This window comes from Pseudomonas fluorescens (assembly GCF_900636825.1).
In the GTDB taxonomy this organism is placed as follows: domain Bacteria; phylum Pseudomonadota; class Gammaproteobacteria; order Pseudomonadales; family Pseudomonadaceae; genus Aquipseudomonas; species Aquipseudomonas fluorescens_BG.
This window is the reverse complement of record NZ_LR134318.1, coordinates 527,752-540,942: the sequence shown is the minus strand read 5'-3', so window position 1 is coordinate 540,942 and position 13,191 is coordinate 527,752. Positions and strand designations below refer to the sequence as shown.

Annotated in this window: 8 protein-coding genes and 1 riboswitch; of the genes, 1 reads left to right on the top strand and 7 read right to left on the bottom strand. The window is 58.6% G+C overall.

Annotated elements, in window-relative coordinates:
- Window positions 1–160 precede the first annotated feature (160 nt).
- Window positions 161–2,050, bottom strand: a complete 1,890-nt coding sequence (thiC, locus tag EL257_RS02380; protein WP_126359490.1) for a phosphomethylpyrimidine synthase ThiC — start codon at window positions 2,048–2,050, stop codon at window positions 161–163.
- Window positions 2,051–2,196: 146 nt separating this feature from the next.
- Window positions 2,197–2,302: riboswitch (TPP riboswitch) on the bottom strand.
- A gap of 207 nt (window positions 2,303–2,509) precedes the next feature.
- Between thiC and EL257_RS02375 the strand changes: the two genes are divergently transcribed.
- Window positions 2,510–3,943, top strand: a complete 1,434-nt coding sequence (locus tag EL257_RS02375; protein ID WP_126359488.1) for a TolC family outer membrane protein — start codon at window positions 2,510–2,512, stop codon at window positions 3,941–3,943.
- A 240-nt stretch (window positions 3,944–4,183) separates the two neighbouring features.
- Here the strand turns inward: EL257_RS02375 and EL257_RS02365 are convergent, their stop codons facing one another.
- The 6 genes from EL257_RS02365 to tssI form a co-directional block, all read right to left on the bottom strand.
- Window positions 4,184–5,230, bottom strand: coding sequence for a DUF6708 domain-containing protein (locus EL257_RS02365; RefSeq protein WP_419866592.1), 1,047 nt, complete (start codon window positions 5,228–5,230; stop codon window positions 4,184–4,186).
- Window positions 5,181–6,164 carry a hypothetical protein gene (locus tag EL257_RS02360; RefSeq protein WP_419866591.1) on the bottom strand — a complete coding sequence of 328 codons (984 nt, stop codon included), beginning with the start codon at window positions 6,162–6,164 and terminating at the stop codon, window positions 5,181–5,183. Before EL257_RS02360 ends, EL257_RS02365 begins: the two co-directional genes overlap by 50 nt.
- A complete protein-coding gene (locus tag EL257_RS02355; RefSeq protein WP_126359483.1) occupies window positions 6,161–7,075 on the bottom strand; it encodes a DUF6708 domain-containing protein in 915 nt (304 codons plus the stop codon). The genes EL257_RS02360 and EL257_RS02355 overlap by 4 nt, the downstream gene beginning before the upstream one ends.
- Window positions 7,072–10,344, bottom strand: coding sequence for a toxin VasX (locus EL257_RS02345; RefSeq protein ID WP_232013058.1), 3,273 nt, complete (start codon window positions 10,342–10,344; stop codon window positions 7,072–7,074). Before EL257_RS02345 ends, EL257_RS02355 begins: the two co-directional genes overlap by 4 nt.
- Window positions 10,341–11,174, bottom strand: coding sequence for a DUF4123 domain-containing protein (locus EL257_RS02340; RefSeq protein ID WP_172604442.1), 834 nt, complete (start codon window positions 11,172–11,174; stop codon window positions 10,341–10,343). Before EL257_RS02340 ends, EL257_RS02345 begins: the two co-directional genes overlap by 4 nt.
- 73 nt (window positions 11,175–11,247) lie before the next feature.
- Complete coding sequence (gene tssI, locus EL257_RS02335) at window positions 11,248–13,191, bottom strand: type VI secretion system tip protein TssI/VgrG (RefSeq protein ID WP_126359479.1); 1,944 nt, start codon at window positions 13,189–13,191, stop codon at window positions 11,248–11,250.

The following is a 13,191-nucleotide window of genomic DNA, read 5'->3' as shown; positions in this document are numbered from 1 at the left end:
GGCTTGATTCTGCACCCGATGGCTGAACATCTCTCTGTAGGAGCTGCCGCAGGCTGCGATCTTTTGATCTTTAAAAACAAAATCAAAAGATCGCAGCCTGCGGCAGCTCCTACAAGGGAGTGCTTGCGGTTAGAGCCAGCCTGTTGGCGATGGCGTCAGATCAAACCTTTTTGTACAGCTGACTGCCTTCCTTCTTGAATCGCTCGGCCTGTTCCGCCAGACCTTGGGCGATGTCCACGTCGACCGCTTCGATGCGCTGGTTGGCCGCGTATTCGCGGACTTCCTGGGTGATCTTCATCGAGCAGAACTTCGGCCCGCACATGGAACAGAAGTGCGCCACTTTTGCCGAATCCTTCGGCAGGGTTTCGTCGTGGTACGAACGCGCGGTGTCGGGATCCAGGCCGAGGTTGAATTGATCTTCCCAGCGGAATTCAAAACGCGCCTTGCTCAGGGCATTGTCGCGAATCTGCGCGCCCGGATGCCCTTTGGCCAGGTCCGCGGCATGCGCGGCGATCTTGTAAGTGATGATCCCGGTCTTCACATCATCCTTGTTCGGCAGGCCCAAGTGTTCCTTCGGCGTCACGTAGCAGAGCATCGCGCAACCGAACCAGCCGATCATTGCCGCGCCGATGCCTGAAGTGATGTGGTCGTAGCCCGGCGCAATATCGGTGGTCAGCGGGCCGAGGGTGTAGAACGGCGCCTCGTCGCAGCACTCGAGTTGCTTGTCCATGTTCTCTTTGATCAGTTGCATCGGCACGTGGCCAGGGCCTTCGATCATGGTTTGCACGTCGTGCTTCCAGGCGATCTTGGTCAATTCGCCGAGGGTTTCCAGCTCACCGAACTGGGCAGCATCGTTGGCATCGGCAATCGATCCCGGACGCAGACCATCGCCCAGCGAGAAGCTGACGTCGTAGGCCTTCATGATTTCGCAGATCTCTTCGAAGTGCGTGTAGGCGAAGTTTTCCTTGTGATGCGCCAGGCACCACTTGGCCATGATCGAACCGCCACGCGACACGATGCCGGTCACGCGTTTGGCGGTCAGCGGCACGTAGCGCAGCAACACGCCGGCGTGGATGGTGAAGTAGTCGACGCCCTGCTCGGCCTGCTCGATCAGCGTGTCGCGGAACAATTCCCAGGTCAGGTCTTCGGCTGCGCCGCCGACCTTTTCCAGCGCCTGATAAATCGGCACGGTGCCGATCGGCACTGGCGAGTTGCGGATGATCCACTCGCGGGTTTCGTGAATGTGCTTGCCGGTGGACAAGTCCATGATGTTGTCCGCGCCCCAGCGGATGCCCCAAGTCAGTTTCGCCACTTCTTCTTCGATGGACGAACCCAGTGCGCTGTTGCCGATGTTGCCGTTGATCTTCACCAGGAAGTTACGGCCGATGATCATCGGTTCCAGTTCGGTGTGGTTGATGTTGGCCGGGATGATCGCGCGACCGCGGGCAATTTCCTCGCGGACGAATTCGGGGGTAATGATTTTTGGCACGCTGGCGCCGAAGCTGTGGCCGGGGTGTTGCTGATCGAGCAAGCCAGCGGCACGGGCAACTTCCAGCTTCATGTTTTCGCGGATGGCGACGAATTCCATCTCGGGCGTGATGATGCCCTGACGCGCGTAATGCATCTGCGTGACGTTGTGCCCGGCCTTGGCGCGGCGCGGGTTGTTGACGTGAGCGAAACGCAGCTTGGTCAGCTCGGGATCGGCGAGGCGTTCGCGCCCGAAGTTGGAACTCAGACCGGCGAGGCGCTCGGTGTCGCCACGGTCGTCGATCCACGCCGAACGCACATCGGCCAGACCTTTACGCACATCGATGATGACATTCGGATCGGTGTATGGGCCGGAAGTGTCGTAGACGGTCACCGGTGCATTGATCTCGCCGCCGAAGTCGGTCGGGGTCACATCAAGAGTGATTTCGCGCATCGGCACACGGATGTCCGGGCGCGAGCCCTGAACGTAGACTTTCTGCGAACGGGTGAACGGTTTGACCGACTGCTCGTCGACCTTGGCCGAGTCACTCAGGTTGATCGCGTTATTTTCTTTTGTTGTCATCACGGGCTCTCCAGACAGCATCCAGGCAGTGGATTGTCGGAGCAGAACCTGAAAGGCACGGACGCACCAGGACTGGTGCTGTGCATCGTCGTCGAGCGTTCGATTGTCGAACAATATCCCGGACGAAGCACAAGAGGACTCGCCGGGTGACGAGAAATCTTGTTCCCTACGCAGGCGCTAACCTGATCAGGTTCAACGGGATCCGAAATTATTCGATCTCAGCCTCATAGCAAGGCACCCCGACAAGAACCCGGCCAGTCTAGACACAACCGGCAAGGAACGCCAACACCGCAGCGAACGCCATGATGAATGGCGTAAATACACCGGCTTGGCCGATTGTTGTGATCCGATTGCACAACTACACTCGCTTTGCCCCGCCACGCCTTGACGCTGCGCGGGCTGCGCCTTACCTTTGGCGCCCGGATTACTTCCATAATATTCAATGCTAGGGATCGCCTCATGCTGCGCAAACTTTCACTGGCTGTTGCCGTGTCTTGTGCGTCCAACGCAATGGCCTGGGCAGCCGAAGCGCCCTTGTCGACCAAAACCGATCTGGTCAGCGTCTATCAGGAAGCGGTCGACAACAACGCTGATCTGGCGGCGGCTCGCGCGCAGTACGGCGCGCAGAAAGAAGTCGTGCCGCAGGCCCGCGCCGGTTTGCTGCCGAACCTGTCCGGCGGCGCCGAAACCGCCGACGTGCGCACCTCGATCGATCAGCCATCGGCCACCGCCAATCGCAGCGCGCACTCCTATCAGGCGACGCTGGCGCAGCCATTGTTCCGCGCCGATCGTTGGTTCCAGTACCAGGCCGCCAAGGACGTCAACGAACAAGCCGCGCTGCAACTCTCGGCGACCGAGCAGAATCTGATCCTGCAATCCGCTGAAAGCTATTTCAATGTGCTGCGCAGCCAGGACAACCTCGCCTCGACCAAGGCTGAAGAAGCCGCGTTCAAGCGCCAGCTCGACCAGTCTAACGAACGCTTCGACGTCGGCCTGTCGGACAAGACCGACGTGCTGCAATCGCAAGCGAGCTACGACACCGCGCGAGCCAACCGCATCGTCGCGCAGCGTCAGGTCGATGACGCGTTCGAAGCGCTGATCACCCTGACCAACCGTCAATACAACGCGATTCAGGGCATCGTTCACACGCTGCCGATCCTGCCGCCGGCACCGAACGATGCAAAATCCTGGGTCGATACGGCGGCGCGACAGAACCTCAACCTGCTCGCCAGCAACTATGCGGTCAGCTCCGCCGAACAGACCCTGAAACAGCGCAAGGCCGGCCACTTGCCGACCCTCGACGCTGTGGCCAGATATGAAAAAGGTGACAACGATGCCCTCGGTTTCGGTAACCCGAACTCGTTCGGCGCGCCTTATGGTGGCAATGTCGAACAGAGCACGCTCGGCCTGCAATTGAGCATTCCGATCTACAGCGGCGGGCTGACCAGTTCGCAAGTGCGCCAGTCTTATGCGCAACTGGACCAGAGCGAGCAGCAACGCGAATCCCTGCGTCGGCAGGTCGTCGAAAACACCCGCAATCTGCACCGCGCGGTTAACACCGACGTCGAGCAGGTGCAGGCGCGCCGGCAATCGATCATCTCCAACCAGAGCGCGGTGGAAGCCACGGAAATCGGTTATCAGGTCGGCACGCGCAACATCGTTGACGTACTTGATGCGCAGCGTCAGCTGTACACCTCGGTGCGCAATTACAACAACACGCGTTACGACTACATTCTCGACAATTTGCGCCTGAAGCAGGCGGCGGGGACGTTGAACCCGGGAGATCTGGAGGATCTGCGGCGGTATCTGAAAGCCGACTACAACCCGGACAAGGATTTCCTGCCGCCGGATCTGGCGTCCGCGGCCGAAGCGCAGCTCAAAGCCCGACCTTAAAATATAAACCCGCAGAAATGCGGGTTTTTGTTACCTGATCATTGCCCGGAGCCAAACCTGCCCTTGCGCGATCCTTGCGAGTAGATTGAGCGCGAAGCCTTGTCCAGATGGCCGCCGTGACGCACAAACGTGACCGCTTCATTATTGCGCCGGCTGCGCATCCAGGTAATCCATCCCAATAACTCGGTATGTCCCGACGCCTCGATCAGCAACAAGAACTTCGCCCGCCGATGCGGCAACTCAAGGAGATAACGGATGAGCCGACTGGCATCGGGCCGCAGGTGCGCCGGAACACGGACGTTGCAGTCGGGTAGTTCGTCGTGTCCCGGGATAGGCAGACTCGCACGTTGACTCACGATGCTCGAGACCGATTCGAGAGCAACACTCGCTCGGCTTGATTGGCGAGTTCCGCCTCGCGCAACGCGATAGCGGCTTCCAGTTCAGGGGAACGTTTGGCCCATTGTTCCGGGGGAGTGGTTTGGACCATTCGATGATGTCGGGAAAAAGTAATTCCGGCGGGTGGGAAAGCTTCAAGTCTTGAAGCTTTTCCGCCAGATAAGTGCCCAAAAAAATTATGCAGAACACTCCCCACATGACCCTCAGCATTTCCCCTTTACGCAGGTCAACGATGAGCGATCCAATTTGGGTTTCTTCGTAAGGCGCGACACCCACTCGACTTTCAGGCACAGCTTCTGGCCCGATCTCCATGTAACTTCGCATGCATTCCCACAGAGCCATCGCAGTCGTACCGCCGCCGCAATTGAACCCCCATGAAAAATGTTTGTTGTCTTCCGTGGCGTCCGGGTCGGGGTTATCGAAACCAATGACCAGCAGCCCCATCGTGTTTTTGCCGGCCTGACTGACTGATGAATGCTGAGTGGCAGCGGCTGTTACGGATTCCCAGGAGACAATCCAGTACTCGCCGTTTTCGCGGGGGACGTAGACTTCGCGCCGTTGGCGGTTGAAGCGTATGGGTAAGGGGACTTCGCGGAGGAGCCCCTGAATCAACCAAAAAATGGGAAGAGCCATGATGCACGCCCCCAGGATCAAGGCGCCAGGATCTTCGAAGGCGTATGCCAGCCCCAAAAACAACATTACTCCAACCCAAATCACCATGATCGCCGAACCGACGCTGTAGTTGCCGATATCGAGAAATACCTCGTTTTTGCGCCAAATGGTGTTGAGTACATCACAAGGCTTTTCACCTGTTGGGACGGGCAATGGGGCCAGATAATCATTACGCGAAAATATCCCTTTCTTCGTGGAGCCTGCCACTGGCGTACTCATGCTTGCGACTCAACTCGCCCGGCCAACTCGGCTTCGCGTTTGGCGATGGCGGCTTCCAACTCAGGGGACGTTTGGCCCATTGTTCCGGCGGGAGTGGTTTGGACCATTCGATGATCTCTGGATGGAGCAAATCAGGTGGCGGATTTAATTTCCATCGCTCAAGTACATCTATCAGCAGCGTATTGAATATGAAAATCCCGCAAAACCCTTCCCAAAGAATGGTCACGAACCAGCCTCTCAACTTCGCAGCCTTGATTAGATCGTCGAGATAAGTTGCCCAGATTCCCTTTGATCTGTCGAAACGAGCAGTTGCATCCTCAACGGCTTCTGGCCCGATCTCCATGTAACTGCGCATGCATTCCCACAGCGCCATCGCCGTAGTACCACCGCCACAGTTGAACCCTAGTAAAAAGTGTTTGTTGTCTTCCGTGGCGTCCGGGTCGGGGTTATCGAAACCAATAACCAGCAGCCCCATCGTGCCGGCCTGACTGACCGATGAATGCTGCGTGGCGGCGGCGGTTACGGATTCCCAAGGGACGATCCAGTACTCGCCGTTTTCTCGGGGAACGCAGACTTCGCGGCGTTGGCGGTTGAAGCGTATGGGTAAGGGCACTTCGCGGAAGAGGCCTTGGACCAAAAACAGTGCTGGGATACCAGTGATTATCCCTCCACCAATTAGCGCAAAAACACTGAGATCCGGTGCAATGTTTCTAAATCCATATGCCATAGATAAGAACAGCATCACTCCTGGCCACAGCACCATTACTGCCGAGCCAATACTGTAGTTACCAACATCGAGAAATACCCCGTTTTTGCGCCAAATGATGTTGAGCACATCAGAAGGTTTTCTACCCGTAGGAAGGGGCAGCGGCGCTAAATAGTCATTGCGCGAAAACACCCCTTTCTTCGTGGAGCCTGCCGCTGGCGCACTCATACTCGCGCCCCAACTCGCCCGGCCAACTCGGCTTCGCGTTTGGCGATGGCGACTTCCAACTCTGGAGAACGTTTGGCCCAATGTTCCGGCGGGAGTGGTTTTGACCATTCGATGATGTCGGGAAAAAGTAATTCCGGCGGGTGGGAAAGCTTCAAGTCTTGAAGCTTTTCCGCCAGATAAGTGCCCAAAAAAATTATGCAGAACACTCCCCACAAGACCCTCAGCATTTCCCCTTTACGCAGGTCAACGATGAGCGATCCAATTTGGGTTTCTTCGTAAGGCGCGACACCCACTCGACTTTCGGGTACTGCCTCCGGCCCGATCTCCATGTAACTGCGCATGCATTCCCACAGAGCCATTGCAGTCGTGCCGCCGCCACAGTTGAACCCTAGTGAAAAGTGTTTGTTGTCTTCCGTGGCGTCCGGGTCGGGGTTATCGAAACCGATGACCAGCAGACCCATCGTGTTTTTGCCGGCCTGACTGACTGATGAATGCTGAGTGGCGGCGGCGGTTACGGTTTCCCACGGGACGATCCAGTACTCGCCCTTGTCGCGGGGGACGCAGACTTCGCGGCGTTGGCGGTTGAAGCGTATGGGTAAGGGGACTTCGCGAAAGAGCCCCTGAACAACAAATAGTGAAGGGATACCGATGATAAATAACGCCCCAATCCAGATCAGTCCGGGTTCAGGGGTGATGTAACCCATAAAGACGAATACCATCAGCGACGGCCACATCACCATCACTGCCGAACCGATGCTGTAGTTACCTATATCGAGAAACACATCGTTTTTGCGCCAAATGGTGTTGAGTACATCACAAGGCTTTTCACCTGTTGGGACGGGCAATGGGGCCAGATAATCATTACGCGAAAATATCCCTTTCTTCGTGGAGCCTGCCGCTGGCGTACTCATCGTTTGTCCTTGGGTTGCAGGTAAATGGCGCCGGGGCGATCGTCACCCAGTGGGTAATTCGGCACACGATCCAGTTCGGGCGTCGGGTCGTTTCTCAGCGCTATGACACCGGTTGAGTTGTTCAAGGTGAAAGCCAAGCCGCGCTCTCCACCAATAAAACTGCGAGCGCCCAATATCCCGGTCAACGGCGTGCGATAACGCAACCGAAGCGAAACCGTGCTGGGTGGCGTCCCCAGAAAGTTTGCAAGTTCCTTGAATGGGCCGCTGAGTCTAAGGCCTTGTCCTTCCTTGACCGGAATCCACTCACAACGGCTGCTGGACAGCCAGTGCGGGGCCATGTCTCGCCATGGTCGCGGTGCTTTATAGCCATTGGAGGGGCTGTTTTTGATCAGATATCGGTACCCCTGAGTATCCACCGGGTCTCCGACCATGCTCAGTTCCAGGTAGGCACTGTTTGGCTCAGCGCCTGGCAAGTCGATGATCAGAGAGTCGATGGCGCTGACGAAAGCCAGACCGGAACGGCCATTATCAGGCGCCGGCCTGGAGCTGCTTTCCATGCTGACGCGAGGCGTATAAAGAATGAGGTACAAACGGTCGAGTTCGTCCTGCTGTGCTTTGGGCGCTATGGGTCCCAGATCGATGGCCCGCGTCTTGGACCAACAGCAGTTGTTCAGGAAATTTTGCAGCGGCGTTTTTTCGAAGAACCATGCTGTCAGGTACAGCAGACCTAATGCGGCAATAATCCAGTTCAACGGGCCCATATAAAGCGTGTAACGCAAGATGGCGACTTCCGCTGTTATTGATCCTGCCAAGGCTCGGGCGGTGTAGCCAAACCCTAACATCGCTTGAGCACCGAAGGCCGCTACCTGTCCTCCGACAGCGATCTGACGGATTTGCATCCATGGATCGACTTGGTTCTGGGCATTTTCCAGTTGAGATCTCAAAGCCTGAAATTCGTTTATCGCAGCACCAGTAGAAAGTGCACCAATCACCCCACCAAACAAAGTAAGCGTCGGAACCATAGACCGCCCCTTACCAAACTCCTTAACCCCCAACCCCAACCGCACCTGACTATCCACCACCGCCACCAAAGCCGCCGCCCCATACAAACTCGCCGAAACCGTGTCATTCACCCTTCGCGCCTCCATCCCCTCCAGCACCCCGGCGTCGCTCAAATAGTTCTGCACATTCACCACGTTCAGCAGCAGCGCTGCCAACGGCACCACTCCGCCGCTGTTCACCACTGCGGGCGCATTCCGTATCCGCTCCGCCCGCCCGACACCAATGGCTTTGCCCGTCTTGTTCACCCATTCCCCCAACGCCTCGGCCCGCTGGCCCGACAGCCGCCACACTGGCCGCGCGCCCTCGGTGACCGATTGCAAACGGCTCTCGCCACCCAGCCTCGCGGCGATGAAAATGCTCATCCACGAGGTGCTGAAGCCCTTCTCGCCCTTGAGCAACAACAACGCCGCGCCCAGCCGATTGACCAGCATGTTCCATGGGCTGGCCGCGTCACGGGCCATCGTTGCGATGTGGTCCAGCACCACCACGCTCAACGGCGCCAAGGCTTGATGCGTGGCGGTGATGTTGTCGACGGACAGCGCGGCCATCAGCTCGCTCAGGCGTGATGCGTTGTTGACGGCAGCCTCAAGCGACGGCGTCCAGGCGTTGAACAGTTGGCTGAGCGCGCCGCCATCGGCAGCGCGCACGTAGTCGGCGTATTGCTCGGCGCCTTGGGCGCGGAGGCATTGCGCAGTCAGGCAGCCGATGGCGAGTTCGGTCAGCCAATGGCGGGTTTCGAGATCGTCGTAATCAACAAACCAGGTGCCGCTGACCGAGCGTTGCAGATACACGCCACGGTCGGCGAACAGCGCGGTGTGGCGCTGTTCGAGTAGTTGGAAGTGGCCGGCGGCGGTGTCGGTGAACCATGCATTCATCGCATCGAGGTCGATGTACTGGCCGACCTTGGCGCCGAATGCGTGATTGTTGAGATTGGATTGTTTTTGCGCGCGGTATTCACGGACTACGAACTCTGCCTCGTAGTACAGATCCGCCGGTATAAACGCCCGCACCGGATCGATGATCGCCGCAATACGCGCATCCCGGGCGGCAGCTTCGGCCTGGGTCGGTCGACCGCCGTATTGACGATCCTGGGTTTCAGCCCGGAGTTGTTCATCGAGACGATGCTGGGTATCGAGCATGACCTGCCCCTGCTCGGGCGTGAGGCTGATGTCGCGATCCTTGTAGCGATAACTCAGGTTGCCCGCCAGCTCGGCGCCATCTTCAGTGATCAAGCTGCACACAAAGCCGCCGATGCTCAGACGCAGACTGTTCTCGCCAAGCCATTTTTCGTGGCCCGTTTCTATCTGCTCCTGCTCACGATTGATATCGCGCAACACACCCAGATCGTCGTCCAGGCAGGCGAAAACGGCATACCGCCCCTCACTTTGCGTCTTGGCGTTGTCGAGCCAGTTTCGCGTGCCCTGCCCGTCCCATGGCTCGGCGCTCCACTCGCCCGGCGGTAGATCGCTGGCGGCGGGATGTTGAGCGAGAAACACCTCGCGCGCTCGGGCACGGTGCATCGCGTCGGTGTAGGCTTTGATGTTGGCCGGCGTCGGATCCTTTAACAGCGTCGCGCCAAGGGCATCGGTGTCGTCAGGGTTGTTCTGTTGATCGGCTTTCATCGAACGGGCGTAGGTGTCGGGGATGAGTTCGGCCATGACCTCATCGGCTTTGTCCAATGGCGGACAATGCGGGGCCTGCAACTCATCGGCTACCGTGCGCAGGGCGATGCGGCGCATGTGCTGAGTGCGTTGGGTGCTGCTGTCGCTCAACGACTGGCAGTGTTCGAGGCTCAAGGGGAATTCGCTGAAAAGCATCCAGGCGTCGTGGATTTTTTGCAGTGCCAGGCCCATGAGCGTTGCGTCAGGCACCAACACAGGCTCGGCGTCCAACATCTGTTCCTGCAACAGCCCTTGCGGCGAGACGACAAAACGCCTGAGTGGACCCTGATGCTGCCAGACATACACAAACCCCGCGCGCAAACGACGTACCGCCATCGGGCGCCTTTGGGGCGTGACACCCGGAAGGCAACAAGCATGCTCAGCTTTTTCATGCGCCAGCGCGTAGCGCACCGGCACCACAAACAGTTCGGGCTGACTGGCCGGACACGGTTGCACCATGCTGTTGATGTCTACAGTTGGCTGGGATTTGGCGGCGCGTTCAGCCTGCGCGGCCTCGTCGACCATGGCCAGTTTTTCGGCGCTCATAGGGCGGATTCCTTGTCGATCAGCAACTGGTGCGTCAATGCATCGTTGAGGTTGTCCAGACGCTGACGTGGCAAAACTCCGGGTTCGGCCAGCAACTGCCGGTACGCGCTGAGCTCCGGACCCTCGGGGAAGCCCGCGCCCAGCACTGCGAAGAATCGCGCCCAGAGCAAGACTTCATCGACGGCACTGAAGCCGCTGCGGGCAGCGCTGGCCTGACAGTCCACGGCCCATTGCTGCAAAGCAGCCGAATCCAGTGATTGCAGGTATTGGGGGTAATAGCGTTGAGCGTGTTCGATCAACTGGCGGGTGAAGGACTGGCGCTTGGCAGTGCTCAGGTGAACGAGGTGTTCCGCGGTTAACGACAGCCACGGCCTGTTCGCATACGGGATCGCCGGTTGCTCGGTTTGCTGGTGGATCGGCGAATCCGGTAGCTGTATCAGCCGTACCGGCCCCATCAATCGATCCCGCTCCAGAGCGGGCAAATCCCTTAGCCACAACGCGGTGATACGTGGGTCGTAAAAACGAAACAGAACCGTAGCTTCACCCGGCACGCGGACGTGAATCAGACCACGCAAATGTTCCAGCACTTGATCCTCGTCGTCCGGCGACTCCAGCCAAATGCCCGCCGTCATGCTCCACTCCTGCCAGAACACCTTCGCCAGCGGGCTGTCGGGGTTAACAACCACCAGCAATGGCCCAGCCTTGTCCACGGCGCTGTAGGCGGTGCGTTGATAAAGCGAGTGAACCGTCGCGCCGCCCGTCAGTTCGAACAGGCGATCGGCAAGGTTTTCAATCTGGATGCGATCCAGCAATAGATACGCCTGGCTCATGCGTTCACCTGCGTCAGTTTTTCGCACACGGCACAGACCGAATTTGCTTGGCCTGCTGCCTGAGCCAGCGCCGTTAGTGCGCGGGAATGGACAGCGCAAGCGAAGCCTGAAAATCATGGGGCAGTGCCCCCAACGCCAACTGCGCCGCCACACCCGCCATCGGCGCGCCGCCCTCGACGATGGGGACACTGCTGAAGATCCCGGCCGCGTTGACCACAATATGATGGCCGCCAGCGGCCAGCGTCAGGCTCGCACTGGCATCAATGACCACTTGGCTGGCGGTAACCCGTGCATGCGGGCCGGCCGCAATCACCAGCGTGCCGTCCGCCGTGGTGCTGCTGTTGCCGCTGATCGTGAGCAGATCGTCGCTGCCGATCACCGTGTTGCGCGTACCGTCGGTTGTATGTCGTTCGTCAGCCTTGATCAGGCTGCTGCTGTGGTTGTCGACCTGCTGGAAACGGTCGTGGCGAATCAGGCTCCGGCTGTCATTGAGGATCAGTTGCTCGTAATCACGCTCGGCGCGCAGGTAGATTTTTTCCTGGCCGGCGCGGTCTTCGATCATCAGTTCGTTGTAGCCGCCGGTGTGCGGTGAACTGTGGCTGCGCAGCACGGTTCTGGTCTTGTGTTCGGGCAAGGTGTAGGGCGCAGATTTGACTTTGTTTGGCACGCAACCGGTGATTAGCGGCTTGTCCGGGTCACCTTCAAGAAAGGTCACCACGACTTCCATGCCGATGCGCGGGATGGTCACGGAGCCGAAGCTATCACCGGCCCAGCTCGACGCCACCCGGATCCAGCAACTGCTGCGTTCGCTGTTGAGTTCGGCGCGGTCCCAATTGAACTCGCATTTGACGCGGCCGAATTCATCGCAATGCGTTTCTTCATGAGCCGGCCCGGTGACCCGTGCGGTCTGACACACCAGCGGGCGACGTGGCGCTGGCAACGGTGGGCGAAACACCACTTCGGCGGGGATCACGCTGAAGGTGTTGCGATAACCTTGGGTGAAGCCATCAGCGGCTTGGGTGTCGCTTGTGACTGACTCTTCGAGCACTTGTGGCTGTCGGCCGGTGTGCGAAACGCTGCGCAATAACCACAGCTCGTTGCAGCTTTTGCGCGGGTGTTCGGTGATTTCGAAGAGATGACCACAGCGCAGATTTGCCTGATCGCTTTGTCCTTCGCCCAATTCATAGTCGGTGCGATGGCGCTCCAGGGCCTGCCGAGCCATTCGCTTGCCGGACTTTTCGTTGTCGATCAACAGCGGGTAGCGATAGTCCTCCAGCGACGGGGTGAACTCGGCGGTGAAGTGGCTTTCGAGCAGCAGACTTGGGCGCTTCAAATCATAGTCGCGACGGGTAACGGTGCTCGTGCGGGTGCTGGTTCGCACGCTGAAACGACTGACCACCGAATGCTCGGCGACCATGCCGGAATCCTGCTGATACCGAGTGGCGCCGAGTTTGGGCAGAAACACCTGATCGTCGGTGAAGACCAGCAGATGGCCGTCCGCCGAATGCTGGTGATGCCAAGCGATGCCGTCCTCGGCGCATAACCTCTGGATGAACTCAAAATCCGATTCGGCGTACTGAGTGCAGTAGTCACGAGGCGCGTTGGCATTGACGTGAAAGGTGAATGCGTCAGCTTGGATGCCATGTTTGCTTAGCACCTGCGCGATGATCTGCGGCACTGTGCGCTGCTGGAAAATCCGCTGATCGTGGCTGAACTGCAAGTAATACAGCGCCGGCACCAGCGTCAGGTGATAGCGGGTCAGGCGTTTGCCGGCCTCGCCGACCAACACGTCTTCAATGCGCCCGTGAATGCCTTCGCCGTTGAGGCCAAATTGCAGAAACGCCGGTTGGCTGAGCAAACTCTCCAGATCGAAATCCGGGTGCTCGCTGACCAGTTCGATGTCGATGCGGTAGAGGGTGCTGATCGCTTCGGTTCCGTTGAAGGCCAGCACTTTGAAATCGTGACGTATCCCAGGAATCTGTAACGCAAAATGCGCTGCATTGGCGGACGGAAACAT

Excerpts from the sequence above, each read along its gene's own strand:
- thiC (WP_126359490.1), bottom strand. The coding sequence starts at position 2,050 with ATGACAACAAAAGAAAATAACGCGATCAACCTGAGTGACTCGGCCAAG.
- EL257_RS02375 (WP_126359488.1), top strand. The coding sequence starts at position 2,510 with ATGCTGCGCAAACTTTCACTGGCTGTTGCCGTGTCTTGTGCGTCCAAC.
- EL257_RS02365 (WP_419866592.1), bottom strand. The coding sequence starts at position 5,230 with ATGAGTACGCCAGTGGCAGGCTCCACGAAGAAAGGGATATTTTCGCGT.
- EL257_RS02360 (WP_419866591.1), bottom strand. The coding sequence starts at position 6,164 with ATGAGTGCGCCAGCGGCAGGCTCCACGAAGAAAGGGGTGTTTTCGCGC.
- EL257_RS02355 (WP_126359483.1), bottom strand. The coding sequence starts at position 7,075 with ATGAGTACGCCAGCGGCAGGCTCCACGAAGAAAGGGATATTTTCGCGT.
- EL257_RS02345 (WP_232013058.1), bottom strand. The coding sequence starts at position 10,344 with ATGAGCGCCGAAAAACTGGCCATGGTCGACGAGGCCGCGCAGGCTGAA.
- EL257_RS02340 (WP_172604442.1), bottom strand. The coding sequence starts at position 11,174 with ATGAGCCAGGCGTATCTATTGCTGGATCGCATCCAGATTGAAAACCTT.
- tssI (WP_126359479.1), bottom strand. The coding sequence starts at position 13,191 with ATGTTTCCGTCCGCCAATGCAGCGCATTTTGCGTTACAGATTCCTGGG.